We start from the raw sequence: 25,175 nt of genomic DNA, 5'->3' as shown, positions 1-25,175 counted from the left end.
CGCCTCGCCCGACCCCCACCGGCCGCGGGGGTTCCTGCTGTCTCCGTCCGGCAGCTTCCAGCCAGACCCGGCATTCAGTCGCGCAAGTTGGTGCAAGTTCGATGCGCGCGAGAGTGTCCGCCACGCAAGCTTGCACACAGAGATCGTCAGCCCCTAGCGAGGAGGACACCATGGCTCTGCACAAGCTCGGCAAGGACCCTGAGAGCAAGGATGGCGGCTCGCCCACGATCTACCTGGACGACGCCTCTGACACGTACTTGGTCCAGGGGTTCAAGGTGACGGACGCGGAACGCAGGCAACTGATGGACATCCCCGGCCATGAGGATGTCATCGAGCTGCCGCGACGCATGGTGCAGTTCTTCTTGGAGGTTAAGGGTGCCGACGGTCCCGTCGTTTGAGGAGCTTCTGGCTTCGGCCGAGCACAGCGCCATCCATCTGGAGATGCGGGATGGCTACATGGAGTCCGACCCCAGCTTCATCGCCTGGAAGCAGGGCTTCCGCGACCTCCCCGAGGACAACGACCCGGAGATCCGCCACTGGCTGAAGTGGGTCCGCAAGGCCACGGACCGGGGTGTGTCCATCCGTCGCGCCCGCGTGTTCTCCGTCCCGGAATCGGACTACCTCCGGTTCGAGCATCACGTCTCCGACGCCAACGTGAAGGCCGGGGAGCAGATCAGGTGGCTTCCGCGCCGGAACGCTACCGACATCGCCTTCCCTGGCAACGACTTCTGGGTCTTCGACAACAAGACCGTGGTCGTCTTGCACTTCGACGGGAACGGCGAGAGCGCCCCGGGCGACTGGTTGGAGATGACCGAGGACCCGACGATCCTCAAGCTGTGCGTCGGCGCGTTCGAAGCTGTCTGGGAACGGGCCACTCCGCACTCGGAGTACCAGCCCACCTGACGCCTGACCGCCCGTGAACACGTCACCCTCATCAGCAGTCCAGGACGCCCGCGCTGCCCTCGGCAGGCGGCTGCGAGACATTCGCAAGCCGACCGGCCTGACAGCGCGGGCGCTGGCCGCGCGTGCGGGGTGGAGCGAGTCCAAGGCCTCCCGCATCGAGAACGGCAAGACGCCGCCCTCGGATCAAGACCTCCTCGCCTACGTCACCATCTGCGGAGTCCCGCAGGACTACGAAGACCTGCGCGCCACGGCCCACGGCATCGATGAGATGTACGTCGAGTGGAAGCGGTTGCAGCGCGCAGGCCTCAAGCACGCCCAAGAGGCCCACGTTCCCCTGTACGCCCGGACGAGCCGATTCCGCATCTACGAGCCCGGGGTGATCCCAGGCCTGCTCCAGACGGCCGACTACGCAACGGCCATCATGAAGCGGATCGTCTCGTTCAGGCAGATCCCAGACGACGTTGAGGCAGCGGTCAAGGTGCGCATGCTACGCCAGCGCTACCTACACGATGCTCATCGGCACTTCGGCATCGTGCTGGAAGAGTCGGCGCTGCGCTCCCGCTTCGGCGGCCCGGACGTCATGGCCGCCCAACTCGGACACCTCCTTCAAATCGCCGTGCTGCCCAACGTGAGCCTTGGCGTGGTCCCCATGAGCGCCGAACGAGTCATGTGGCCCGTGGAAGGCTTCTGGATCTACGACGACAGCCAAGTGATCATCGAGCTAGCCACGGCGCAGGTGACCGTCAAGCAGCCCAGCGAGATCGAGACGTACGCCCACATGTTCGCTGAACTGGCCAAACTTGCCTGCCATGGGCGGCCCGCACGCGCATTGATCGCGGAAGCCATCGCCGCACTCGGGTGATTCCCTGCAAGCTCATGCAAGTTCGTTGAGGCCGCTCTAGCCCCCTTCCTACGGTCATGACATCGACCGTGAAGTCATCGGGAGGGGCGCAGTGGCCGCCAGCAGGCAGACGACGAAGGTAAGACCGGACGTAGCCGCTCTCTTCATGCCGGTGTGGCCCGACCCTCCTTCCACCTGCGACCAGTGCCAGAAGTGGGCGCGCACCCGGAGCGCGGCCAAGGGCCCGACCTCGGGCACGGTCGTGAGCGACATGAACGTCTTGATCCGTCGCCACACCGCCCGGGGGCACCGGTGACGACGAGGAACGTCACCCCCGCGCGGCGGGGCTGGCCGGTCGCCACGGACACCTGTGGCGTTTGCGTCGCTCTGGACGTGGAGCGGAGCGAGGCTTTCGAGGCCGGTGAGTTCCGCGAGGTAGCCAAGATCAACGAGGAGATCCGCAACCACCCGCACATGAGGCAACGGCCGAAGGCTGAGTCCCCGGGGGCGGGCAAGTGAAGACGATCATGCGCTTCGTGAACCACCGGATCATCCCGGTCCCCCGCAAACCCCCCACGGTCTCCGCGAAGTGCCTGCACGAGAACTGCACGTGGGAAGCGACGACCAGCGCGGACGTGGCTGACGTCGACCGCCAGTGCATGAGCCACACGAGATTGAACCTGTACCACTCGCTGTTCGAGCGCACGCACAAGGACACCGCCGTGGTTCAGCGGGTGCGCGGTGACTGACCACGACGGGGAGCAGCCTCCCCGCACCCCCGCTTGCTCACCCTCGCCGCTGCCACCGCCTGGGCTGTGACGGTCGCCATGATCGTGGCCCGTGGCTGGGGCGCGTAGCCCCGCTCAGACTCCCGCCCCTTGTGGGGGCGGTGACCAATGCCGGCCGGAATAAGGGAGGAGGTGAAGGCGATGACCGATCCCGGAGAGAAGGAGGGCGGAGAGAAGTTCCCGCCGCCACCCGCAACCTGACCCAACCCGAGAGGAGTAATGGCATGACGACGATGCTGGAATCCCCCGTCGCGCTCCGGCGCGGGCGGGACCTGCTCAGTCCTGAGCTGTTCGAGAAACTCTCCGCGTTCTGCGCGGACCAGTACGGACAGGAGCTGTCCGTAGCCCGGAAGGTCATGGACCAGGCCATCGCGTTCGTCTACGTGCTGGGGAGCGAGAAGGCGTTCGACCTCGCCCCGAGTCAGCAGGTGGACCCCGGCTGGCACACGTTCATGCTCCACACGCAGGAGTACGCCGACTTCTGCGAGAAGGAGTTCGGCTACTTCGTGCACCACGCCCCGAACTCCAAGGTCCGCACCCGACCCCTGATGGTCTCCACCGTGGAGCGGACCAAGGCCGCGGGGTTCGAGGCGGACGAAGCCCTGTGGGGCACGGCCGCCAGCTGCAACCAGCCCGCGTGCTGCGGCGACGGCCCGTGCTGCTGAACCTGCCCTCATGAACGAAGCGACCCCGGGCGCGGGCATTGCGCCCGGGGTCGCACCACACACAAGGGTTCCATCGATGAGCAGCAATGACGAGGGCCTCGCTGGTCGAAGCAGAGTCACCGTGTTCCACATGTTCGGCGTCATCTTCGGATACGCCACCCACCACCTTGACGAACGGCGAATCGGAGACGTAGGTATCGTCGGCCCGCTGACGCCGGGGGTCGAGTGGCCCCGTCTGTGGGACATGGCTCGCAAGAGCCGGAGGTCCGCCGCCAAGGACATCGAGCTTGCGCAGTGGATCCTGATCCAGGCCACCCGTGCGTTCGTATGCGGCAGCGACCGCATCGCCCAGTTCCAGGAGCAGGACTGGAAGCTGCAACCGGGAGGAAAACGGGTCGGTTTCGAGGCTGCGTACGCCAACCGCGACCACCTGTGGACCGGAGACCTCACCGTGGAAGGGCTCACGCCTGACCAAGTTACGAAGCGGCCCTCCTTCTACACGGCATAGACGCGTTGAGAGGGATATCCCCCCGACACCACAGGTCACGTGCCCCGCCGGCCTAGCTCGCGGGGCCCAACTCGGCTGGATTTCATCGTTTCTTCCAAAAGCCCATCAGCTCAGCCAGGGCTCTGATGATCTCAGGCCGATGGCCTGGGTCAGCCTTTCGCAAGGCGATCATCAACGCGGCAAGAAACATGAAGACCAAGAGAGCGAAGAACGCGATCAGTGCGTCCGGACCCGAAGCTGCCAACTCTTGCATAACGGCCCACATGGCCTCTACAAGGACGGTCAGGCCGTCGCCTTCGAGAGGGTGCGCAAGGCACAAAACCTCAACGAAGGCAGACGGAGGTGTCTGCCGGAAAACACAGCCGCCCGCGAGCTGCGCCCCCCGCCGTCGTCGGCGAGTGGTGTTCGTTGAGGTCGTGATGACCTTGAATGCCCCGAAGGGAAAGAGGGTGCGGGCTGCCGTGATGTGTCACCACCACGGAAGGTGTTCGGAGACAGCGCGCTCCGAACGAAGCCTTGCTATAGGTCGCTCGTTTCGATCTTGCTCAACTCTCTTGCATGCCGACACGGCGAGACGCCGACTAGCACATGGTTCGAGTGGTATCACAAGAGCTTTCACAAGCTACTACGCCCGCACCGAATATGACAACAGCCCAGATCAGTAGGTGTGTTGAAGTGCATCGCCGTCCTATTGCAAACCGCCGGCCGAGGCTCACAGCCTCTGCCTCCTGTCCGTTAGACCGCACACGCCGGCCAGCCGTTGCACGAGCACTGCCCGCCTGCTGCCGCTCGCCGGGCACGGGCCTGCACCGCGTTGCCCTGCCGTCACCGCTCACCTAACCCACGCCTCAGCTTCCTGGATCATCACCCGGCCGAACGCCTGATGCCACGGGCACGGGCCTGGCTCAACCGGCTTCACCGGCATCTGCCTAGCCACAGGTACCCGCGTTGCCCTAGTGGCGGATCAGGGCCGCACGACGGCTTTTCTCCTGCCTTGCCTGTGGGGTCAGAGCCTCGACGGCCCCAACGTCCACACTGGCCCGAGTCCGGGTGTCGACGCCGTCGGCGGACACGAGGAACTTGCCGTGGTCCTTGCACCACTCGAAGAACAAGCAGATGTCCACGGGCCGCCGGGTGAGGCGGTCGATCTTCTGGACGGCGATGCCGTCGTACAGGTCTGGCTTCTTGAGCCAGGGGCCAAGATCCGGCCGTTCGAAAAGGCGCACCTCGCGGCCCGACACATCACGGTCGCGGGTGATCTCGGCCAAGGCGCCGCGATGCCGAGCCACCAGCCCACGAACGTCGTTCTCCTGCCCCTCGAACGAATCGGACCAGTCCCGGCCCTTGGACTCCCGCAGCGCCCCCAGTAGACGTACCTGGCCCATGTGTGGATCTTCCCTCCAGTGCGGCGACGTCGCGACCCGTAGTGGAGGGTGCTGTACGCGGTGAGGTACGACCACATGGAGGGCGACCGCTTCCGGCACACCGCGCAGTTCGTCCGCTGGCGGCCCGACCGGACCCCGGAGAGCTGCACGTACGAGCAGCTGGAAGAGGTCGTCGGCTACGACCTGGCCGAGGTGCTGGGCAGCGCCGGCTGAGGGGGCACCGAGGCGGGGTCGCAGGAGGGCGCGGAGGCTGACGCGGACGCGGACGCGGTGAGCTCCTCCCACGCGGCCCGGTCCGGCCCCACCGCGTGCGGCACCCAGCCCGGCCGGTCCGCGAGCCAGCGCGCCACCCGGGCCCGGACCACGGGGTCCGCGTAGGCCCGGCCGGGCGGTGCGGCGAGGTGGCGGACCCGGGCCCGCGCCCGCATCACCTCCGGGTCCTCCAGCGCGCACTCGAACAGCGCGGCCGCCTCCCGCACCCGGTCCGCGCGACCCGCCCCGTCGGCCCCGCCGCCCGCGCCCGCGCCCGCGCCCGCCGCGAGCCGTTCTCCGACGGCGGCGTCCGCGCCCGCCTGGAAGTCGAACCAGGGCTTCAGCGTGCGCAGCGCCCAGCCGTGGTAGCCGGCGGCGAAGCCGGGGGAACCCGGGTCCCGGTGGGCCGTCCGGGCCACCCGGTCGGCCGCCCACAGCGCGAGCGAGGTCCCCTGGCCCAGGGTGGGGTTGGTGTGGGTGAGGGCGTCCCCGACGGGGACCATCCCGCTCACCACCGGACCGCGCCCGTCGGCCAGGGGGCTCCACCGGTTGTCCAGCCCCGCGATGGCCAGCACCCCCGACAGCGGCGCGGCGCCCAGGCCGAGCCAGGCGGCGCCGGGCGGGAAGGCCCGGGCGGCCGCCTCGAAGACGGCCGGATCGCGCAGGGCGGCCCGGGTGGGGTCCCCGGTGTGCGCGAAGACGGTGACGGCGAAGACCCGGTTGTCGGACGGGAAGACGGCGCAGCCCGCGAAGGCTCCGCCGGTGACCGTCCAGGGCCGGCTCGGCCCCTCGTCCACCCCGTCGGGCAGCCGGTACCAGCGGCAGAAGTAGGCGAGGCCCGTACGGTGCCGCTCGACGGTGCCCGGCCGGCAGCCGGCCCGCGCCAGCAGCGGGGCGCGGCCCCAGCGCCGTCCGGCCGCGTCCACCACGAGGTCGCCCGCGTGCCGGCCGCCCGGCGTGGTCAGACCGGTGACCACGGGCCGCGGGCCCCCGGCCGTGGTCAGGCCGGTGACCGGCTCCCCGTACCGCACCACCGCGCCCGGCTCCGCGCGCAGGGCGGTGGTCAGCGCGCTCTCCAGTACGACGCGCCGGGCCTGGAGCAGCACCAGGTCCTCGTCGCCGGGCCGCGCGGGCGGCCGTACGTCGAACCAGTCCAGCTCGTGCCGCTCGCGGGCGCCGAGCCGGAGCATCTCCGCGTGGACGTCCGGCAGCTCGGCCCGGAGCACCGCCCGGGCGGCGCCGAGCAGCACGTGCGGCTGGGCCGCCTGGGGGACGCCCGGCCGGTGCCAGTCGAAGAAGTCCCGGTCGAGGGCGGTTCCGGGGGCCCGGGTGTCGCGTTCGAAGACCTCGGCGGTGTGCCCCCGCCGGGCCGCGAGCAGGGCCGTCGCCAGCCCCGCGACCCCACCGCCGATGACCAGCACATGTGCCATTGCGCGCCCCCGAGCCGACGTAACGTACGACGATCAGACCGACAGATCCTGCACGCACGGCCCCTGGCCGAAACTCGCACACCCGTCCGAGGGGGTGGGACAATGACCGTCCCCCCGGCCCCTCACGGGCGGCCCCCGCCTGCCCCCACCGGACGACGAAGACGAAGAACAGGACGGCTCCCGTGACCGACCGGAACCCCCAAGCCAGTAGCGCCCCCCGTGCCGTCCCCCAGCCCAACGCCGTCGTCGGCGTCGGGCTGATCGTGCTCGGCCCCGACGGCCGGGTGCTGCTCGGCCAGGCGCACGACGGCCGCTGGGAACTGCCCGGCGGCAAGGTCGACCCGGGCGAGGGCTTCGAGCAGGCCGCCGCGCGGGAACTCGCCGAGGAGACGGGCCTGCGCACCGCACCGGAGGCCGTCGAGGTGCTGGCCGTGCAGATCTCCTCCCTCGACACCGGCGTGACCCGGCTGACGGCGGCCGCCCTCACCCGCTCCGCCGAGGGCACCCCGGCCGTGACCGAGCCGCACAAGATCACCCAATGGCGCTGGTTCGCCCCCGAGGAGATCCCCGGCGGCCTGTACTCCCCCTCGGCGGCGGTCCTGCACGCCTGGCGCCACGACCTGCCCGCCCTCCCGCACGTCCCCCGGCACGACTACCCCGTCGCCGACCCGGCCTGACCCGGCCCGACCCGGGAATCCCCGCCCGGCCCGACCCCCTCCGGCCGCCCCCGTCTACACCCCCTGCCGCGGTGCGAAGTCGCCCTCGCGCAGGTCCTCCGCCAGCAGCCGCTTGGCGATCGCGTCCGCCGCCGCCCGCAGCTCCGCGCTGCGCGGCCGGCCCCGGTCCCGTTCCAGCTGGTCGCCGAGCCATCGCGCCCAGGCCGCGGAGATGACGTCGGCCTCCCGCTGCCCACCCCGCGTCAGGCTGAAGAATCCGTTCTGCCGGGTCAGGTAGCCCTCCTCCACCATCCGGTCGAAGACCGGCAGCAGCACCTCCGGCGGCAGCGACCGGCGCGAGGCGATCAGCCCCAGGCCGGCGTGCCCGACCGTACGCGTGAGCAGGTCCACCTGCATGACGGCCCACGCGCCGGCCATGTCCAGCCGGGTGTCGGAGGCCTCCACGATGCCCCTCGCCTGCCGCGGCCCCATGGTCCGCACCAGCTTGCCCACCGCCAGCTCCAGCAGCTTGGCCGAGTCCCCCGAGGCCGTCACCGGCGAGGCGAAGCCGTCGCCCATGTCCGTGGACGCGGCGCGGGCGCTGTCGCGCAGCCGGACCTGCTCGAGGAAGAGCCCGACGACGAAGCCGACGGCCGCCACCGGCACGGTCCACAGGAACACCGTGTGCAGGGCCTCGGTGTACGCGCCGACGATCGGGCCGGACGCCGCCGGTTCGAGCGCGTGCACCGCCCTGGGGTCCTGGGCGGCGGTGGCGAGCCGGGCCGGGTCCCCGCCGGTGGCGCGGGCGGCCTCGGCCACGGCGCCCTTCAGCGCGGGCCCGAGGCTGTTGGCGTAGATCGTCCCGAACACGGCCGTCCCGAACGAGCTGCCCAGCGTCCGGAAGAAGGTGACGCCGGAGGTGGCCGTGCCCAGGTCGGCGTAGTCCACGGTGTTCTGCACGGCGATGGTGAGCACCTGCATGCACAGGCCGATCCCGGCGCCGAGCACGAACATGTACAGGGATTCCAGCCAGGCGCCGGTCCCGGCGTCCATCCGCGACAGCAGGTAGAGGCCGGCGCCCATCACCGCGCAGCCCACGATGGGGAAGATCCGGTAGCGGCCGGTCCGGCTGGTGACGTTGCCGCTGAAGACGGACGCGATCAGCAGGCCGACGACCAGCGGCAGGGTGCGGATCCCGGACAGGGTGGCGGAGTCCCCGTCCACGTACTGGAGGTAGGTCGGCAGGAAGGTCATCGCGCCGAGCATGGCGAAGCCGACGACGAAGCTGAGCACCGAGCACACCGTGAAGACGGGGTTGCGGAACAGCCGCATCGGCAGCATCGGTTCGGCGGCCCGGGTCTCGGCGAGGCAGAAGAGCGCGAGCGCCAGCACCCCGCCCGCCAGCAGTCCGATGATCACCCCGGAGTCCCAGGGGTACTCGTTCCCGCCCCAGCTGGTGGCCAGGATCAGCGTGCTGGACCCGGCCGCGACCAGGGCGATGCCCAGGTAGTCGACGCGGGGCCGGCCCGCCGCCCGTACCGAGGGGATGGTGCGGGCGGCCGCCGCGACCACCAGCACCGCGACGGGGACGTTGACGTAGAAGGCCCAGCGCCAGCTCAGGTGGTCGGTGAACAGCCCGCCGAGCAGGGGGCCGATGACGGTGGCCACGCCGAAGACGGCGCCGATCGCGCCCTGGTACGTTCCGCGCTCGCGCAGCGGGACCACGTCCGCGATGAGCGCCATGGAGGTGACCATGAGGCCGCCGGCGCCGATGCCCTGGAGCCCGCGCCACAGGATCAGCAGGGACATGTTCCCGGCGAGTCCGCACAGGAAGGAGCCGGTGATGAACACGATCGCGGAGATCTGGAAGACGACCTTGCGGCCGAAGAGGTCGCCGAACTTGCCGACCAGCACGGTCGCGACGGTCTCCGCGAGCAGGTACGAGGTCACCACCCAGGCCATGTGGTCCCCGCCGCCCAGGTCCCCCACGATCGTCGGCAGCGCGGTGCCCACGATGGTCTGGTCGAGGGCGGCCAGCAGCACGCCCAGCATGATCGTGCCGAAGACGACGTTGCGCCGCCGCCGGTCGAGCACGGGCGGCGGTGCGGCCGCGGCGGGGGCAGTGGTCACCCTCGCACTGTCACAGCCGCCCGCCCGCCCCGCATGCCGCAAGCCGCCGTACGGGTGAACCCGACGCGGGCCCGGCTCAGCGCAGGTAGGCCAGCCCCGGGTGCTCGGCGGCGTAACCGTCCAGCAGCCGCCGGGCCACGGCCACCGAGTCCACCAGCGGGTGCAGCGCGAACGCCTTCACCGCGTCGGCCCGCGAGCCGCTCGCCGCGGCGGCCAGGACGGCCCGCTCGGCCGCCTTCACCGAGGTCACCAGCCCCACCGCGTGCAGCGGCAGCGGCGCCACCGACACCGGGTGGGCCCCGTTCGCGTCGACCAGGCAGGGCACCTCGATCACCGCCTCCGCGTCGAGCACGGACAGGGTCGAGCCGTTGCGGACGTTGAGGATCAGCGTGGCCCGCTCGTTCCGGGCGATGGCCCGCATCAGCGCGAGGGCCACCTTCTCGTAGCCGCCGGACTCCAGGTCGCTCTCCTCGCGCTCCCCGACGCCCGCCACCTCGCGGTTCTCCGACATGTACGTGGCCTCGCGCTCGGCCCGGGTCCGGTCCCAGGCGGCCAGCGCCGCCCCCGGGGGCTGCTCCGCCCGGCCGGCCCCGGCGTAGAAGCCGCGCTGCTGGTCGCGCAGGAAGGCCCCGCGCGTCTGCCCGGCCTCCTGGTAGGCCCGTACGGTCTCCCGGTTGAAGTAGTAGTAGTGCAGGTACTCGTTGGGAACGGCGCCCAGCGAGCGCAGCCAGTCGGCACCGAAGAGGCGCCCCTCCTCGAAGGACTCCAGCGCCTCGTCGTCGGCCAGCAGCCGGGGCAGCTCGTCGCGGCCGCCGACCCGCAGTCCGCGCACCCAGCCCAGGTGGTTGAGGCCCACGTAGTCGATCCACGCCTCCTCGGGGCGGGCGACGCCGAGCAGACGGGCGATCCGGCGGCCGAGGCCCACGGGCGAGTCGCAGATGCCGATGACCCGTCCGCCCAGTTCCTCGGACATGGCCTCGGTGACCACTCCGGCCGGGTTGGTGAAGTTGATGACCCAGGCGTCGGGGGCGCCGCGGGCGATCCTGCGGGCCAGTTCACGGGCCACGGGCACGGTCCGCAGGCCGTACGCGATCCCGCCCGCGCCGACGGTCTCCTGGCCGAGCACCCCCTCGGCCAGGGCGATCCGCTCGTCCGCCGCGCGTCCCTCCAGACCGCCGACGCGGATGGCGGAGAAGACGAAGTCGGCGCCGCGCAGGGCCTCGTCCAGGTCCCGGGTCGCGGTGACCTCCGGGGCGTCCGCCGCCCCGGAGGCGGCGGCCTGGTCCGCGAGCACCCGGGCCATCGCGGCGAGCCGCACCGGGTCCTCGTCGTAGAGGGTCACCCGGGACACCCGGCCCTCGGCGTGGTCGCCGAGCAGTGCTCCGTAGACGAGCGGGACGCGGAATCCGCCCCCGCCGAGGATGGTCAACCGCACGCCCCTACCGTCCTTCCGGCCTTTCGAGGTACCTGTCGCCGCCACGGCCCGGGGCGCGGCGCCCCGGGCACCGCCGCGAATGCCACGATCGGCGACATCCGCTCGATGTCGCCGATCGTGGCATCGACCCCTCGGCGCCCGGCGGTGGCGTACCGGAGCATCACCGGATCCCGCCGCCGCCCGCGCCGTGGCGGGCGCTCGGGGACCAGTGTCCCCCGCCGGGTCAGTCCCCCAGCGCCGGAACCGCCCGCAGGCGGGCCCCCGGTGCCTGCTGGAACCCGGCGCCGCCGCGTACGGGGCCGGTCGGCAGGCCCTGCGGGGCGGACAGCACCAGGGTGATCCGGGTCAGTCCCATCCCGTCGAGCATCCGGCTGGTTTCGGCCACCATCCGGCAGCGCACCAGGCCCCAGCCCGGGTCGGGGTGGCGCACCGTCCGCACCGCGCCGTCCTGTTCGGCGGCCTCCTGCCCGTGGGTGGTCAGCCAGTGCGGGACCCCGTAGCGGTAGGCCGCCTCCATGAACGGGTCGCGGGCCACCTCCTGACGGATGCTCCGCAGGCCCTCGTCCTCCGGGGCCGCCGCAAGGGCGGTCGCGAACTGGGCCAGCAGGGGCACGCACCAGGCCGGCTCGTGGTCCTCCAGCACGGCCGCGGCGTCCGGATGGAACAGCACGAAGCGCAGGAAGTTGTCGTCCGGCAGGGCCGTGGGGTGCGGTCTCACCGTCTGGAAGAGGCGGTCGAAGGCCGAGTTGGTGAGGGCCACGTCCCAGCGGTGGTCCACCAGGAAGCTCGGGTAGGGGACGGCCTCCATGAGGGCCGCGTAGTCGACCAGGTAGTCGCGCTGGCCCGGGTCCTGGGGCAGCCGGTTCTCCTCGGCCGCGCGCCAGGTGGGCGGCGGCTCGCGGTCGACCATGATCCTGAAGAGCCAGAAGCACTGCCGCTCGCTCATCTCCAGGGCCTCGGCCAGGGCGAGGAGTTTGCGGTCCGTCCATTCCTTGACGAGCCCGCGCTCCCAGTTCCCGTACGCGCGTACGCTGATGCGCAGGCGCGCCGCGAGGTCTTCCTGACTCAGGCCCAGTTCTTCGCGGCGTTGGCGCAAAATCTCCTTGCGCCGTTCCGACCGCACTGCGCCACGGGCGGACTCGTCGCCCGCCAGGCGCTCCTCACCGGCTCGGACGAGGCCATCAGACGGGCCCACCGCTGCGAGATGTGGCACCGAGAGCTCCCCCTCCTCAACGGTCTGGATCTTCATTTCCGTGTGGCGATCCTGCTACCGACTTCATTCGAGTGTCAACTATTGTGGCAATTCCAGCCTGGCGACAGCTCATTCGCGCCACAGCTGTGGCAAGTTCTGGCTCTCCCAAAACAAACCGGATAGATTCCCTGAGGCCGACCACGTGCCCACTGACCTCGCGCGATCTAGGAGAACCACTGGTGACAGACGGCTTCCCGGCTCCCGTCGCGGTGGCCAACGCGCCCCTGGCGGCAACCGTCACGCGGGTCGCCGAGCTGGCGAACAAAATGGGCCGCGACCCGAACCAGGTCTTCGACCTCCGCCGCCTCTCGGAGGCGTCCGGAGTTCCCACCGACGTGATCAGATCCCTGCTCGACGGCCGGCGGGCCGGTGAACCCGACCTCCAGGCGCGCTTCCTCCAGCGCCTCGACCTGCTCCGGCGGACCCGGGTGAAACCCAACGGCCGCCGCTACACCCAGCAGGAGATCGCGGACGGCGCCGGGATGTCGCGGCAGCAGGCGGGCGCCCTCATCAACGGCGACCGGCGGCCCACCATGGAGCACTGCGACGCCATCCAGCGCTTCTTCGGGGTGCACGCGGGCTTCCTCACCGCCCATGACGCCGACGCCCTCACCGACGCCCTCCAGCGCACCGAGCAGCAGCTCCTCCAGGACTTCGCGGGACGCGAGCGGCAGCCCGTACCGGCCGAGGCCGCGGCGGCCGGCGACCCGCTCGCCCGGCTCCTGCAGAACCACGGGGTCCGGGGCATCGCCTGGCGCGCGGCCCAACTGCCGAGCGACAAGCACCGGGACAAGGTGACCGAATGGCTGGACATGCTTCTCGAAAGCGTCAAACCGAACGAATCATGACCCAGTCGAAAGTCTGGATCTGATCCTTGAGTCCTGATCCGGATCCGCGTCGACGGGGAGAACGGTGAGCATAGGCAGAGCGCAGCGGCGATTGTGCGCGGAGCTGGTGTCCGGCATCAAGCTGGCCGCCCCCGTGGAACCCGTGGACCTCTACACCGCGCTCTGCGACGGCATGAGCAGGCACCGGGGCCGCCCGGTGCAGTTCCGGATGGCGGCCTTCCCGCAGGGGACGGCGAGCGGCCTGTGGCTCGACATGGCGGACCGCGACCTGGTGGTGATCGAGGAGCGGACCGCGCCGGACCACCAGCTGGTCATCCTGGGGCACGAGCTCTGGCACATGAAGGCCGGCCACTGCAGCCACCACGTGGACGGCGCCGCCGTCGCCGCCCGGCTGCTGAGCGACGGCGCCGACCTGGGCGAGACGGTGCGCAGCGTCGCGGCGCGCACCCGCGCCGACGTCCAGGAGGAGACGGAGGCCGAGACCTTCGGGCTGCTGCTCGGCAGCAGGTGCCGCTCCTGGCTCGCCGGTTCCGCCGGCCCGCGGCCCGCGGGCGGCCGGGACGAGCTGGCGGGCCGGATCGAGACCTCCCTCGGCTACCGGGGGCACAGGAACGACCGTTGAAAGGACCGGACTACTACATCCCGGCGGCGGCGATGGCGATCTCCCTCGTCTGCAAGCTGCCGGCCCTGCGCACCAACTGGCGCGATCCGCTCCTGCGGTCGGTCTGCTTCCTGCTCCTCCTCGCCGGCGCGGTCTTCGCCTTCGCCGCCCCGCCCACCATCGCGGCCGTCAACCGCTGGACCGGGATCCCCAACTTCTCCGCCCCCCTCGTCTATTCGCTGATGACCGCCTTCAGCGCCTCCTGCCTCGTCCTGGTGTTCAACTGGCGCGGCGGCCCGGCGGAGGAGATCAGACACACGTCGCTGCGCTGGATCGCCGGCTACGCCGTCGTCATCGCGGCGATCGTCGTCCTGTTCGCCGTCGGGTCGGCCCCCGTCGAGCGGCTGCGCGACTTCGACACGTACTACGCGAACACCCCGTACGTCCGGCTGATGATCCTGGCCTACCTGCTGGCGCACAACGTGGCCGTGATGGTGATGGTGTCGATGTGCTGGCGGTGGTCCCTCCAGGTCTGCGGCTGGCTCCGGGCCGGACTGCTGATCATCATCTCCGGCTACGCCATCAGCCTGGCCTACGACGCCGCGAAGATGTCCGCCGTCGCCGCCCGCTGGCTGGGCCGCGACCTGGACTTCCTGAGCACCTTCGTCGCCCCGCCGCTGGCCTCCGCCGGCGCGCTGGTCAGCTCGGTGGGCTTCGTGCTGCCCCTGGTGTACCAGCGGGTGTCGGACAGCTGGCGCACCTGGAGCACCTACCGGGACCTGGGGGCGCTGTGGCACGAGGTGCAGAGCACCGCGCCGAGCGGCACGCCGGGGGTGCGGATGTCCTGGTGGTCCCCGGCCGCGATCCGGGTGATCCAGCGGGAGTCCGACATCCACGACGGGTTCCTGAGGCTGGGCCCCTGCTTCGACCGCCGTCACCGCGACACCGCCTACGCGTGCGCCCGGGCGGACGGCGCGGACGAGGAGACGGCCCGCGCCGTCGCCGACGCGGTGATGGTGGCGGCCGCGGTGCGGGTCTGCGCCGCCGACCCGGAGGCGGCGGCCGGAACCGAGGAGGAGGACGCGGATGGCCGGCGGGTGCTCCTCACCGCCGACGGGCCGCGCGACCTCGTCCGCATCTCGCTCGCGCTGCGGCACTCGCCGCTGGTGGCCGCGGCCCGGCGGCAGGCGGCCCCGGCGGGGGGCTGAACCCGCCGGGGCCGCACGGCCGCGGGAGGGGGCCTCGGCCCCCGTGCCTCAGCGGGAGGCCGTCACCGACAGGACTGGGAACAGGTCCTGGAAGGCGCCCGCGGAGTCGGTGCCGTCCCGGCCGTAGGGGGCGTCGAAGCTCCAGACCATGAACAGCAGGAAGACGATCAGCGCGCTGAAGAGCCCGGCCAGCAGCAGCTCGCGCCCCGAACGCCGGATCTGCAGCGTGAAGATCAGCCCGATGGTGACGACCCCGCCCACCAGCAGCCCGACCCACACCACGCTCGGCAGGGTGGACTCGTCGCTCTGGGTACGGGAGTGCCGGGCGTCGTCGGCGGCCGCGATCTGGTCGAGCAGCGGCTGGTAGGCCTGCGCCTGGAGTTCGTTGGCGGGGCTCTGGTGGGTGACGTCGGTGCGGAGCCGGCCGAGCAGCTGCGCGCCCTCGGGGGTGGCCTGCCTGCCGGAGACCAGCCGCGGCCAGTCGACGTTCACGGTGTGGGAGACGTACGCGTCCACCTCGCCGCGGATCCGGTCGCGGACGGGCGCCGGGTAGACGTCGGCCCGCTGGGTGACCTCGTACAGCGACTGGGCCTCACGGCGCACGCTGTCCTCGGCGGCGCCGCGCGCCTCCCAGACTCCCGCGATGGCCAGGCCCAGGACGATCGCGTAGACCACGCCGACCATCATCGTCATGTACTCGATGACGTCGGGGGTTTCGCTGGTGTCCTCGTCGGCCGCGACCCGGCGGTGCCGGAGCGCGGTCATGGCGAGGACGAGGGCGCAGACGAGCGCCAGGGCGATGGCCAGGACCAGCCATTCGGACACGAGGGATCTCCCGTTCGTGGGTGCGTCGGTACGTGGTGCGCCGGTGCGTGGGTCCGTCGGCGCTTCGGTGTCTCAGGAGGCCGCGCCGCGGCTCTTGGAGCGGGGGCGCAGCGCGGCGGCGGCGAGCACGGCCGGGGTGGTGACGACCACCATCAGCATCATGGTGCCCAGCCCGTTCGGGCCGCGCCGCTCCAGGGCCACGGAGTGGTACGGGCGCACGTGGAAGGCGCGCGCGGGCGCGGCGGTCCCGGGCCCGGCCGGACCGGGAGCTGCGGCCGGAGCCGCCTGCGGCCCCGGCGGGGACGCCGGCGGAGCCGGGGCCGGCTGCGCCGCGCCACCCGGCGCCGGGGGCGCGGGGGCGGGGTCCCGCGGCAGGCCCGGAGCGTCACCGGGGTGGTGGACGGCGGGCCGCTCGGCGCCGGGCACCCGCACCCGTACGGCGGGCGGGACCACGGCCGGGCTGCCGGGCCGGGCCACGGGCGGCGGGGGCATCGGCGGCCGGGCGGCGGGCGGCCGCCCGGCCGGTACGCACACGTCGACCCGGGCCCCGCTGCCGTGCCCGTCACCGGCGACCGCCACATGGCCGTGCAGCGGGCAGAGCGCGGCCACCATGCCCGCCCCGGCGTAGTACTGCCAAGCCGTCACCGCGGTCCTCCGATCCGGCAGCCGACAAGGGGTTACAGAGAAGAAACGATCAAGGGCCCGGTTCGACACGCACCGGACGGGTCGGGATCCCCCGGGCCCGCGGGACTCCGGGCGCGCCGGTGACGGCGCGGGCCCGTCACCCCCGTGGCGCAGTCCGCCACGGCGTCGCGCGGGCCCGCGGACCATGCTCGGAGGGACGGGTTCGCGGCTCGGCCGAAGGACGGTGGCGCGCGTGCAGGAGAACGGGCCGGAACCGGAGCCGGCCGCCCCCGCCCGGGGGCTCCGCTTCCCCAGCGCCCTGACCATCCTGGCCCTGGTCACCGTCGCCGTCTGGCTGCTGGCCTTCCTGATCCCGGCGGGCCAGTACGACCGCGACGCGGCCGGCGCCCCCGTCTCGGGCACCTACCACCGGGTCCGGGGCACGCGGAGCCTCACCGACCGGCTGAACGACCTCTTCCTGTCCCCCGTCAACGGCCTCTACGGCATCCAGGACCCCGCCACCCACGAGGTCGGCCCGAGCCTCACGGGCGCCCTGTACGGCAGCGCCGGCGTCTTCCTCTTCGTGCTGGCCATCGGCGCCTTCATCACCGTCGTCTTCGCCACCGGCGCCCTCGACCGGGGCATCGCCCGCCTCGCCCACCGGCTGCGCGACCGCGGGGCCCTGCTGATCACCGCCGTGATGGTGGTCTTCTCCGTCCTCGGCACCGTGGAGGGCTTCGCCGAGGAGACCCTCGGCTTCTACGGCCTGCTGGTGCCGATGATGCTGGCGCTCGGCTACGACCGGCTCGTGGCCGTCGGCGCCGCGATCCTGGGCGCCGGCGTCGGCGTGCTCTGCTCCACCGTCAACCCCTTCGCCACCGGCGTGGCCTCCTCGGCGGCCGGCATCTCCCTCGGCGACGGCATCGTGCTGCGCTTCGCCATGTGGGTGGTGCTCACCACCGTCACCGTCCTCTACGTCGTGCGCTACGCCCGGCGCGTCCGGCGCGACCCCGACCGCTCGCTGTGCGGGTTCCTGCCCGGCGACCTGACGCGCAAGGCGGAGGCCGACGCCGAGGCGGAACCCCGCCTGACGCGGCTGCACCAGGCCGTGCTGGTCCTGCTCGTGCTGGTCTTCGCCTTCATGATCTTCTCGGTGGTGCCCTGGGCCGGCGCGCTGACCGGGAGGGCCGACGCCACCCCGTACTCCTGGGAGCTCGGCTGGTCCTTCCCCCAGCTGTCGGCGCTGTTCCTGTGCGCGGCGGTGCTGGTGGGGCTGGTGGCGCGGATGGGCGAGGCGGAGCTCAGCTCGACGATCATCCGGGGCGCCGCCGACTTCGTCTCCCCCGCGCTGGTCATCATGCTGGCCCGGGGCGTCACCGTCATCATGAACAACGCGAAGATCACCGACACCGTCCTGCACTCCATCGAGGGCGTGGTCAAGGGGACCTCGTCCGGCGTCTTCGCGGTGATCGTCTTCCTGGTCAACCTGCCGCTGGCCTTCCTGATCCCCTCCACCTCCGGCCACGCCACCCTCGCCATGCCGATCCTGGCCCCGCTGGCCGACTTCGCCGGGGTCTCCCGGGCGGTGGTGGTGACGGCCTGGCAGGCGGCGAGCGGCTGGATGAACCTGTGGGTGCCGACGACCGCCGTCACCATCGGCGGCGTCGCGCTGGCGAAGGTCCGCTACGACACGTACCTGCGTTTCGTGTGGCCCCTGCTCTCGGTGCTGGCCGTGCTGATCTGCGCCTTCGTGGCGCTGGGCGCGGCGATGTGACGGCCCGTCGGGGACGGGGGCGCGTCGCCTAGGCTGGCGGTATGCCCGGATCCTCCGCCGCCGCGCCCGCCCCCGTTCCCGCTCCCGTGTCCGAACCGCCCGAACCCCCCGTGGCCGTCTGGCGGGTGCTGCGGCGGCCCCTGCGGTTCCTGGGGTCCTGGTGGCCCTGGCGGTGCTGGGCGTACCTCGGCAGCGGGTTCGTGATCGGGTACGCGGTGCTGTGTGCGCTGGCGCTGCTGCTCGGGCTCGGGTTGCTGCTGGCGGTCGCCGGGATCGGGCTGGTGCTGCTGGTCGGGGCCGTGGCCGGGGCCGTGCCGCTCGGGGAGCTGGAGCGGCGGCGGCTGCGGTGGATCGAGCCGGAGCCGGTCGCGGACCCGCACACCTCGCTCGCCGGGGCCGGTGCGGCCGCCTGGCTGCGGACCCGGCTGCGGGAGCGGGCCACCTGGCGGGAGTTCGGTTACGCCCTGCTGTTCGGGGTGGTCTTCGGCGCGGCCGGCTTCGGGGTGCTGAGCCTGCTGGCCTTCTCCCTGATGCTGGTGGCGGCCCCGGTGATCGTGTGGGCCCTCGCGCCGGAGCCGGTCATGCTGATACCGGGCGAGGCGGTGGCCGGGCCGTCGGCGGCGCTCGGCGGGACCGCCGTGGGACTGGCCGGGCTGGTGTTCGCCGCGTACGGGGCCGCGCTGGTCGGCGGGGCCCAGGTGAAGGCGGCCCGGCTGCTGCTCGGCCCGCGCGGGGAGGACGCCCGGGTGCTGGAGCTGACCCGCTCGCGGGTCCGGCTGGTGGAGGCCTTCGAGGCCGAGCGGCGCCGCATCGAACGGGACCTGCACGACGGGGCGCAGCAGCAGCTGGTCGCCCTCAGCATGACGCTGGGCCTCGCCGAGCTGGAGCTGCGCAAGACCCCCGGTACCGACGGGGCCGCCGTCCTGGTGCGCCGGGGGCGCGAGGAGGCGAAGCTGGCGCTGGCCCAACTGCGGGATCTCGTCCGGGGCATGCACCCGCCGGTGCTGACCGACCACGGGCTGGCCGCGGCCGTGGCGGAGGTGGCGCTGCGCCATCCCGTGCCGGTGACGGTGGACCTGGAGGTGCCCCGGCTGCCCGCATCGGTCGAGGTCACCGCGTACTTCACCGTCACCGAGGCGCTCGCCAACGCCGCCAAGCACAGCGGTGCCTCGCGGGTCGGCGTCGCCGGTAGGGTCGAGGGCGGCCGGCTCACTCTCACCGTCACCGACGACGGCCGCGGCGGGGCCGATCCCGGTGCGGGAGCGGGCCTGGCGGGACTCGCGGACAGGGTGGCGATGTTGCGGGGAAGGCTGACGGTGTCCAGTCCGGTCGGCGGGCCGACCGAGCTGCGGGTGGAGGTGCCGTGCTCCGGGTGATCCTGGCCGAGGACTCCGTCCTGCTGCGTGCGGGTCTGACGGAGCTGCTGGCCCTGGGCGGCCACCGCGTCCTCGCCGCCGTCGGCGACGCCCCGGCGCTGCTGCGCGCCGTGGAGGCCGAGCGGCCCGACGTGGTCGTCACGGACGTCAGGATGCCGCCCGGGCTGCGGGACGAGGGGCTGCGGGCCGCGCTCGAACTGCGGTCCCGGGACGCCACGCTGCCGGTCCTGGTGCTGTCCCAGTACGTGGCCACCGCCTACGCCACGCAGCTGTTCACCGGCGGACCGGCGGCCGGGCTGGGGTACCTGCTCAAGGACCGGGTGGGTGAGGTCGAGGAGTTCCTCGACGCCCTGCGGCGGGTGCACGAGGGGCAGACGGTCCTCGACCCGGAGGTGGTCCGCGTCCTGCTGGCCCCGCGGCCCGCGCACGACCCCCTGGCCCGGCTGACCCCGCGCGAGCGCGAGGTGCTGGCCCTGATGGCGGAGGGGCTCAACAACCAGGCGCTGGCGGCACGGCTGTTCGTCACCGAGGCCTCCGTCGTGAAGCACGCGGGCAGCATCTTCACGAAACTGGAACTGGATCCCACGGAGGGCAACCGCCGCGTCCTGGCCGTACTGGCGCACCTGCGCGGCGCGGACGCGTAAGGGGTACCGGACCGACAACCACCGCATTTTGACCCCCTGTTGATCTCCCGCAGCCGCCCGGCGGCGGGTAGCGTGCCGGTATGACGAGCGAGATCACTCCGGTGACGGAGGAACAGATCGGCGCGGCGCTGGCCGCGTTGGGGATACCCGGCGGCAACGGCACGACGGACGCGGGCGACGCGGGGGACGGCGGCCCCGACCGCCACCGGCTGTTGCTGCTGAACACCCTGCTGGGTGCGGTGCAGGCACAGGCGCAGCTCGTCGACGAGAGCGTGGACACCGAGACGCTGGTCGACACGTGGTGCGAGCAGCTGAAGGCCGCCGGCGCCTGGGAGGACCCGGCCCGGCAGATCGGCTTCCTGGGCTGGCAGGTCCGGCGGGCGGGCCTGCCGATGCACTGGATCGCCAGCGACCCGGACGCCGGGCCGGCCGTGGTCTCGGCCGCGCAGGCCGCCGAGGCCCTGCACATCCTGCTGGGAGTGATCGGCACGGTCGACAAGGCGGTGGCGGCCGGCGACCAGGCGACGATCATCTCCCAGTTCGCGATGATGAAGGCGGCCCGGGAACTGCTGAGGACCGCCCACGAGCACGCCGACACCCTGGTGAAGTCGATCGGAGGATAGGCGCCGCGACCGCTCGCGCACAAGGCCCGGGGCCGCATAGTGACGAGGCTGTGACCTGGGGGTGTTCAGATCGGCGGGAGCGCTCACTAGGGTCTCAGGGTGCCGAAGAACGATGCGATGCCCCCAGGAGCGGACGGCCCGGACGGACCGGACGACGACAAGTGGAACGTGGTCCTCGACGAGGACTTCGTCCGGGCCGCCTCGATCCACGAGCCCGCCGCGCGGGGGCGGTCTCGGACGTGGCCGATCATCCTCGGGCTGTGCCTGCTGATGGGGGCCCTGGCCTTCGTCACGCTGAGGATGACGGACCCGTCCGACGAGGAGCGCGTGACGGCCAGGCCTCGGAAGACGGCCGCTCCCGTGCCGGCCGCCACCGCTGCGACCGCCGCCGCTGCGGCCGCCGCCGGCCGGCCGATGGTCCCGCTGGCCGACGTGTTCCCCGCCGAGGTCCCGGACGGGGCCGGCGGCGGGTTCCTGCGGGTCGGTGCGAAGGTGCAGGCCTCCTGCACCGAGCGGGACTCCGTGGGCCCCCGCCTCGCCGCGATGATCGCGCAGGGCAAGGGCTGCGTCGGCGAGCAGGTCGCGCTCTACAAGGACGCGCAGGACAACCGGTTCACCGTCGCCGTCTTCACCATGGAGGACCCCGGGGACACGCTGCGGGTGGTGACAGGGCTGACGACGGCCTTCGACGACCACCAGGTGGGCGCGCAGGACCCGCCACCCGGATCCGGCCTCGCGGTCCTGGGGCCCGGAGCGGGACTGGTGCAGTCCTTCACGGGCGTCGGCCGGGTCATGGTGGTCGGGCTCGGGCAGTGGTCCGACGGCCGGACCGCCGACTTCCAGCAGCTGGTGGAGCGGCTGGGCCCCCTGCAAGGGGCGGTCGACGGGAAGGTGAGGCAGTACGAGGGCACCGGCGCGCCCTGACCCCCAGCGCCGGCCCCCTCCCCCCGGCCCGCTCAGCGGGCCGGCGCCGGACGCGGCCCCCGGGCCCCCGACCGGGCCACCACCCGTGAGGGGACCGGGCCGGCGGGGACGGCCGACCGGGCCCAGACCACCAGCAGTACGGGCAGCGCCAGGTAGCCGAAGCGCCCCGCCGGGGCGAGCAGGAAGGCCAGGGTCAGCCCCAGCGCGAGCCGGTCCGCGGCGGCGGCCACCGTGCGCGGCGGGCGCACCCGCAGCGAGAGGGCCACGCCCAGGCCGCCCAGCACGAGCAGCGCCACCGTCAGGTACCAGCCCCACGGTCCGAGTTCCGCCAGCAGGTGCCCCGGCAGCGGGCTGCCCGCCGGGGTCGCCACCTCGGCCCGGCCCGTCGGGAAGGCGAACACCTGCCGCCACAGCTCCGCCGGCTGGAGCAGGGCGCCCGGCAGCACCAGCGCCGCCGTGACCGACCCCGCGGCCACCGCGCAGCGGACCGCCGCCCGGGCGCCGGAGCGGGAGCCGAGCAGGGCCGCCGCCACCGCCACCGCGGGCAGCGCCGTCCACTTGAGGGCGCACGCCACCCCCAGGGCCGCCCCGGCGAGGACCGGGCGGCCGGAGGCGGCCGCGCCGAGGGCGAGGCAGCACAGCCCCGCCAGCGGCAGGTCGACCCCGCTCACCGCCAGCGGAAGTGCCACCACCGGCGAAGCCACCAGCAGCGGGAGCAGGGGTGAGGGGGCCGCGCCGAGGAGGCGGCGGCCGGCCCGCATGCCGCCGAACAGGACGGCCGCGCACCAGATGCGGGGATCGCCCAGGAGTCGGACCGCCCACCCCCCTCCCTCGCCGGAGCCGCCGTCGAGCAGGGCGCGGGGGACGCCGAGGAGGGACATGGCCGGGAGGTAGGGCGTGTACGCGCCGACGTCGGCGGGGTGCTCCACGTACGTCTTCCCGGTGTCGAGGAGGAGCCGCCCGGACCGTGCGATCACGGCGACCTCGGACTGGCCCTGCCCGGTCAGGACCAGGTACAGGAGGGGGACGGCGACGGCGCCGAGGAGGGCCGCGCCGAGCGCCTCCCGGCGCCGGCCGAGGGCGGTGGCCGCGGCGGCGGCCAGGTATCCGGCGGCCGCGCACCAGCCCCACAGGCGGTGCGGGGCCAGGGTGGAGAACAGCGGGAAGGACAGGGCCCACGCGGCGGCGAGCAGCCAGCCGGCGGTCCACCGGGCGGTACGGGAAGGGGTCATGGGCCCATTCCAGCCGCGCGGCCCCGGCCGGGTCTGCACGCCTGGGCGGAGCTTTCACGGTCGGGTTTTCCCTACCCCGGCCGCCGCCGGACGTGCCGAAGGCCCCGGCCGCCGCCGGACATGCCGAAGGGCGCGGCCCCGGCGGGGTCGCGCCCTTCGGGCGGCGGGATCGGGGGCCTTACGCCTCCGGGGAACCGCCGAAGCGCTCGCGGTAGGACTCCAGGTCCTCCTCGGTGACGCGGGCGAAGAGCACCGGCGGCACGGTGAACGGGGTGCCGGCCGGGACCGCGTCCAGCGCCCGGGCCTGCTCCGGGGTCACCCAGGTCGCGGTGTCGGCGGGCAGGTCGAACGCGGTGCGCATGGCGCGCGCCGAGGCCGGGATGAACGGCTCGGAGACCACCGAGTAGAGGTGGATGAGGTTCATCGCGGTGCGCAGGGTGAGCGCGGCGGCGTCGAGGTCGGTCTTGACCTCCAGCCAGGGGGCCTTCTCGTCCAGGTAGGCGTTGCCCGCGGACCACAGGGCGCGCAGCGCGGCCGCGGCCTTGCGGTACTGGAGGGTCTCCATGTGGCCCTCGTACTCGGCGAGGAGCTCGGCGATCTGCTCGCCCAGCTTGGCCTCGGCCTCGCCGGCGGGGCTGCCGGCCGGGACCTCGTCGCCGAACTTCTTGCGGGAGAAGGTCAGGACGCGGTTGACGAAGTTGCCGAGGGTGCCGCCGAGGTCCTTGTTGACCGTGGCCGCGAAGTGCTCCCAGGTGAACGAGGAGTCGTCGGACTCGGGGGCGTTGGCGATCAGGAAGTAGCGCCAGAAGTCGGCCGGGAGGATCTCCAGCGCCTGGTCGGTGAAGACGCCGCGCTTCTGCGAGGTGGAGAACTTGCCGCCGTAGTACGTCAGCCAGTTGAAGGCCTTGACGTAGTCGACCTTCTTCCAGGGCTCGCGGGTGCCGAGCTCGGTGGCCGGGAACATCACCGTGTGGAACGGGACGTTGTCCTTGGCCATGAACTGGGTGTAGCGGACGTCCTCGGCCTCGTACCACCAGGACTTGTAGTCGCGGCCGGCCGGGTCGGCGTCGGCCCACTCCTTGGTGGAGGCGATGTACTCGATCGGCGCGTCGAACCAGACGTAGAAGACCTTGCCCTCGGCGGCCAGTTCGGGCCAGGTGTCGGCCGGGACCGGGACGCCCCAGTCGAGGTCGCGGGTGATGGCGCGGTCGTGCAGGCCCTCGGTCAGCCACTTGCGGGCGATGGAGGACGCCAGCTGCGGCCACTCCTCCTCGTGCCGCGCGACCCAGGCCTCGACCTCGTGCTGGAGCTTGGACTGGAGCAGGAAGAGGTGCTTGGTCTCGCGGACCTCCAGCTCGGTGGAGCCGGAGATGGCCGAGCGCGGCTCGATCAGGTCCGTGGGGTCCAGGACGCGGGTGCAGTTCTCGCACTGGTCGCCGCGGGCCTTGTCGTAGCCGCAGTGCGGGCAGGTGCCCTCGACGTAGCGGTCCGGCAGGAAGCGGCCGTCGGCGGGCGAGTACACCTGCCGGATCGCGCGCTCCTCGATGAAGCCGTTCGCCTGGAGCCGCCGCGCGAAGTGCTGGGTGATCTCGGCGTTCTGCGCGGAGGAGCTGCGGCCGAAGTAGTCGAAGGACAGCTCGAAGCCGTCGTAGACCGCCTTCTGGGCGTCGTGGGCCTGCGCGCAGAACTCGGCGACCGAGATCCCGGCCTCCTTGGCGGCGAGTTCGGCGGGGGTGCCGTGCTCGTCGGTGGCGCAGATGTACAGGACGTCGTGGCCGCGCTGGCGGAGGTACCGGGAGTACACATCCGCCGGAAGCATCGACCCGACCATGTTGCCCAGGTGCTTGATCCCGTTGATGTAGGGAAGCGCGCTGGTGATCAGGTGTCGAGCCATCCTCGGATGCTCCATTTCAGTTCATTTCTACGGAATCCACGCGGATCCGCGCGGCGGCGGCCCGCCGGGGCGTGCCGTGCCGGATACGCATGGTGAGGCGGTTCATCGTATCGAACCGCGGGCGCGGACCCCGACCGGTATCCGGAGGGCGGACGCGGACCCCCGCCGGGCCTGCGCCGACGCGCCGCGGGCGGGTACGTGCCGAGGGGATATGCGTACGGGCCGCCGGGCCCTCCGCCTGATCGACATCGTTCACGAACGGTCACCGCCCAACGTAATCCCTTCACCTTCCTCCTCCACGCCCCCCGAGTGCGCCGGTACTGCTCTCATGGACCGGCACCAGGGGATGAGGTGGGG

25 protein-coding genes and 1 pseudogene are annotated in these 25,175 nt (G+C 72.6%); 17 read left to right on the top strand and 9 right to left on the bottom strand.

Annotation, left to right across the window (positions count from 1 at the left end; genetic code table 11):
- Window positions 1–170 precede the first annotated feature (170 nt).
- The 7 genes from ACZ5NJ_RS27620 (at window position 171) to ACZ5NJ_RS27590 (ending at window position 3,705) form a co-directional block, all read left to right on the top strand.
- Window positions 171–398, top strand: a complete 228-nt coding sequence (locus ACZ5NJ_RS27620) for a hypothetical protein (RefSeq protein WP_468768114.1) — start codon at window positions 171–173, stop codon at window positions 396–398.
- Complete coding sequence (locus ACZ5NJ_RS27615; protein ID WP_468768112.1) at window positions 376–903, top strand: DUF6879 family protein; 528 nt, start codon at window positions 376–378, stop codon at window positions 901–903. The genes ACZ5NJ_RS27620 and ACZ5NJ_RS27615 overlap by 23 nt, the downstream gene beginning before the upstream one ends.
- A gap of 13 nt (window positions 904–916) precedes the next feature.
- Window positions 917–1,765: a helix-turn-helix domain-containing protein gene (locus ACZ5NJ_RS27610; protein ID WP_468768111.1), complete on the top strand. Its 849-nt coding sequence runs from the start codon at window positions 917–919 to the stop codon at window positions 1,763–1,765.
- Between the two features lie 291 nt (window positions 1,766–2,056).
- The gene (locus ACZ5NJ_RS27605; RefSeq protein ID WP_468768109.1) at window positions 2,057–2,263 is read left to right on the top strand and encodes a hypothetical protein; all 207 of its coding nucleotides are present in this window, start codon (window positions 2,057–2,059) and stop codon (window positions 2,261–2,263) included.
- An 8-nt stretch (window positions 2,264–2,271) separates the two neighbouring features.
- Window positions 2,272–2,493, top strand: a complete 222-nt coding sequence (locus ACZ5NJ_RS27600) for a DUF7848 domain-containing protein (RefSeq protein ID WP_468768107.1) — start codon at window positions 2,272–2,274, stop codon at window positions 2,491–2,493.
- A gap of 263 nt (window positions 2,494–2,756) precedes the next feature.
- Window positions 2,757–3,197: a glycine-rich domain-containing protein gene (locus ACZ5NJ_RS27595; protein WP_468768106.1), complete on the top strand. Its 441-nt coding sequence runs from the start codon at window positions 2,757–2,759 to the stop codon at window positions 3,195–3,197.
- A gap of 76 nt (window positions 3,198–3,273) precedes the next feature.
- A complete protein-coding gene (locus ACZ5NJ_RS27590; protein ID WP_468768105.1) occupies window positions 3,274–3,705 on the top strand; it encodes a hypothetical protein in 432 nt (143 codons plus the stop codon).
- Between the two features lie 953 nt (window positions 3,706–4,658).
- Here ACZ5NJ_RS27590 and ACZ5NJ_RS27585 read toward each other — a convergent pair.
- Entirely contained in the window at window positions 4,659–5,090 is a 432-nt protein-coding gene (locus ACZ5NJ_RS27585; RefSeq protein WP_468768104.1) for a recombinase family protein, read from the bottom strand.
- 60 nt (window positions 5,091–5,150) lie between these two features.
- On the opposite strand from ACZ5NJ_RS27585, the pseudogene ACZ5NJ_RS27580 reads away from it, so the two are divergent.
- Window positions 5,151–5,303 (top strand): annotated as a pseudogene (locus tag ACZ5NJ_RS27580) (ATP-dependent DNA ligase); the annotation flags it as partial.
- Here ACZ5NJ_RS27580 and ACZ5NJ_RS27575 read toward each other — a convergent pair.
- Window positions 5,267–6,772 carry an NAD(P)/FAD-dependent oxidoreductase gene (locus ACZ5NJ_RS27575; protein WP_468768102.1) on the bottom strand — a complete coding sequence of 502 codons (1,506 nt, stop codon included), beginning with the start codon at window positions 6,770–6,772 and terminating at the stop codon, window positions 5,267–5,269. The pseudogene ACZ5NJ_RS27580 and the gene ACZ5NJ_RS27575 overlap by 37 nt on opposite strands.
- A gap of 182 nt (window positions 6,773–6,954) precedes the next feature.
- On the opposite strand from ACZ5NJ_RS27575, the gene ACZ5NJ_RS27570 reads away from it, so the two are divergent.
- Window positions 6,955–7,449 (top strand): nucleotide triphosphate diphosphatase NUDT15, encoded by a 495-nt coding sequence (locus ACZ5NJ_RS27570; RefSeq protein ID WP_468768101.1) that lies wholly within the window; start codon window positions 6,955–6,957, stop codon window positions 7,447–7,449.
- A 54-nt stretch (window positions 7,450–7,503) separates the two neighbouring features.
- Here the strand turns inward: ACZ5NJ_RS27570 and ACZ5NJ_RS27565 are convergent, their stop codons facing one another.
- The 3 genes from ACZ5NJ_RS27565 to ACZ5NJ_RS27555 form a co-directional block, all read right to left on the bottom strand.
- Window positions 7,504–9,558 (bottom strand): MDR family MFS transporter, encoded by a 2,055-nt coding sequence (locus tag ACZ5NJ_RS27565; RefSeq protein ID WP_468768099.1) that lies wholly within the window; start codon window positions 9,556–9,558, stop codon window positions 7,504–7,506.
- Between the two features lie 76 nt (window positions 9,559–9,634).
- The gene (locus ACZ5NJ_RS27560; RefSeq protein ID WP_468768097.1) at window positions 9,635–10,993 is read right to left on the bottom strand and encodes a 6-phospho-beta-glucosidase; all 1,359 of its coding nucleotides are present in this window, start codon (window positions 10,991–10,993) and stop codon (window positions 9,635–9,637) included.
- A gap of 223 nt (window positions 10,994–11,216) precedes the next feature.
- A complete protein-coding gene (locus ACZ5NJ_RS27555) occupies window positions 11,217–12,089 on the bottom strand; it encodes a helix-turn-helix domain-containing protein (protein WP_468768095.1) in 873 nt (290 codons plus the stop codon).
- Window positions 12,090–12,424: 335 nt separating this feature from the next.
- On the opposite strand from ACZ5NJ_RS27555, the gene ACZ5NJ_RS27550 reads away from it, so the two are divergent.
- The 3 genes from ACZ5NJ_RS27550 (at window position 12,425) to ACZ5NJ_RS27540 (ending at window position 14,902) form a co-directional block, all read left to right on the top strand.
- Window positions 12,425–13,093, top strand: a complete 669-nt coding sequence (locus tag ACZ5NJ_RS27550) for a helix-turn-helix domain-containing protein (RefSeq protein WP_358897047.1) — start codon at window positions 12,425–12,427, stop codon at window positions 13,091–13,093.
- Window positions 13,094–13,157: 64 nt separating this feature from the next.
- Window positions 13,158–13,715 (top strand): toxin-antitoxin system, toxin component, encoded by a 558-nt coding sequence (locus ACZ5NJ_RS27545; protein ID WP_468768092.1) that lies wholly within the window; start codon window positions 13,158–13,160, stop codon window positions 13,713–13,715.
- Window positions 13,712–14,902 carry an MAB_1171c family putative transporter gene (locus tag ACZ5NJ_RS27540; RefSeq protein ID WP_468768090.1) on the top strand — a complete coding sequence of 397 codons (1,191 nt, stop codon included), beginning with the start codon at window positions 13,712–13,714 and terminating at the stop codon, window positions 14,900–14,902. Before ACZ5NJ_RS27545 ends, ACZ5NJ_RS27540 begins: the two co-directional genes overlap by 4 nt.
- A gap of 48 nt (window positions 14,903–14,950) precedes the next feature.
- On the opposite strand, the gene ACZ5NJ_RS27535 is transcribed toward ACZ5NJ_RS27540, so the two are convergent.
- Both ACZ5NJ_RS27535 and ACZ5NJ_RS27530 read right to left on the bottom strand, forming a co-directional pair.
- On the bottom strand, window positions 14,951–15,727 hold the full coding sequence (locus tag ACZ5NJ_RS27535) for a bestrophin-like domain (protein WP_468768087.1): 777 nt from the start codon (window positions 15,725–15,727) through the stop codon (window positions 14,951–14,953).
- Window positions 15,728–15,799: 72 nt separating this feature from the next.
- Window positions 15,800–16,372 carry a hypothetical protein gene (locus ACZ5NJ_RS27530; protein ID WP_468768085.1) on the bottom strand — a complete coding sequence of 191 codons (573 nt, stop codon included), beginning with the start codon at window positions 16,370–16,372 and terminating at the stop codon, window positions 15,800–15,802.
- Window positions 16,373–16,556: 184 nt separating this feature from the next.
- Here ACZ5NJ_RS27530 and ACZ5NJ_RS27525 point away from each other — a divergent pair, with 184 nt between their 5' ends.
- The 5 genes from ACZ5NJ_RS27525 (at window position 16,557) to ACZ5NJ_RS27505 (ending at window position 21,692) form a co-directional block, all read left to right on the top strand.
- Window positions 16,557–18,125, top strand: coding sequence for a YfcC family protein (locus ACZ5NJ_RS27525; RefSeq protein WP_468768084.1), 1,569 nt, complete (start codon window positions 16,557–16,559; stop codon window positions 18,123–18,125).
- Between the two features lie 41 nt (window positions 18,126–18,166).
- A complete protein-coding gene (locus ACZ5NJ_RS27520; protein ID WP_468768082.1) occupies window positions 18,167–19,501 on the top strand; it encodes a sensor histidine kinase in 1,335 nt (444 codons plus the stop codon).
- Window positions 19,489–20,145 (top strand): response regulator transcription factor, encoded by a 657-nt coding sequence (locus ACZ5NJ_RS27515; protein WP_468768080.1) that lies wholly within the window; start codon window positions 19,489–19,491, stop codon window positions 20,143–20,145. The genes ACZ5NJ_RS27520 and ACZ5NJ_RS27515 overlap by 13 nt, the downstream gene beginning before the upstream one ends.
- An 80-nt stretch (window positions 20,146–20,225) precedes the next feature.
- The gene (locus ACZ5NJ_RS27510; protein ID WP_468768079.1) at window positions 20,226–20,768 is read left to right on the top strand and encodes a DUF6245 family protein; all 543 of its coding nucleotides are present in this window, start codon (window positions 20,226–20,228) and stop codon (window positions 20,766–20,768) included.
- 99 nt (window positions 20,769–20,867) lie between these two features.
- Window positions 20,868–21,692: an SCO2583/SCO2584 N-terminal domain-containing protein gene (locus ACZ5NJ_RS27505; RefSeq protein ID WP_468768078.1), complete on the top strand. Its 825-nt coding sequence runs from the start codon at window positions 20,868–20,870 to the stop codon at window positions 21,690–21,692.
- 32 nt (window positions 21,693–21,724) lie between these two features.
- Here ACZ5NJ_RS27505 and ACZ5NJ_RS27500 read toward each other — a convergent pair whose 3' ends face one another.
- Window positions 21,725–22,924, bottom strand: a complete 1,200-nt coding sequence (locus tag ACZ5NJ_RS27500; protein WP_468768076.1) for a glycosyltransferase 87 family protein — start codon at window positions 22,922–22,924, stop codon at window positions 21,725–21,727.
- A 178-nt stretch (window positions 22,925–23,102) separates the two neighbouring features.
- A complete protein-coding gene (gene metG / locus ACZ5NJ_RS27495) occupies window positions 23,103–24,818 on the bottom strand; it encodes a methionine--tRNA ligase (RefSeq protein ID WP_468768075.1) in 1,716 nt (571 codons plus the stop codon).
- Between the last annotated feature and the right edge of the window lie 357 nt (window positions 24,819–25,175).

The organism is Streptomyces sp. NPDC032091 (assembly GCF_055580265.1).
The sequence above is the reverse complement of the archived record's forward strand: the minus strand, read 5'-3'. Positions and strand labels throughout refer to the sequence as shown.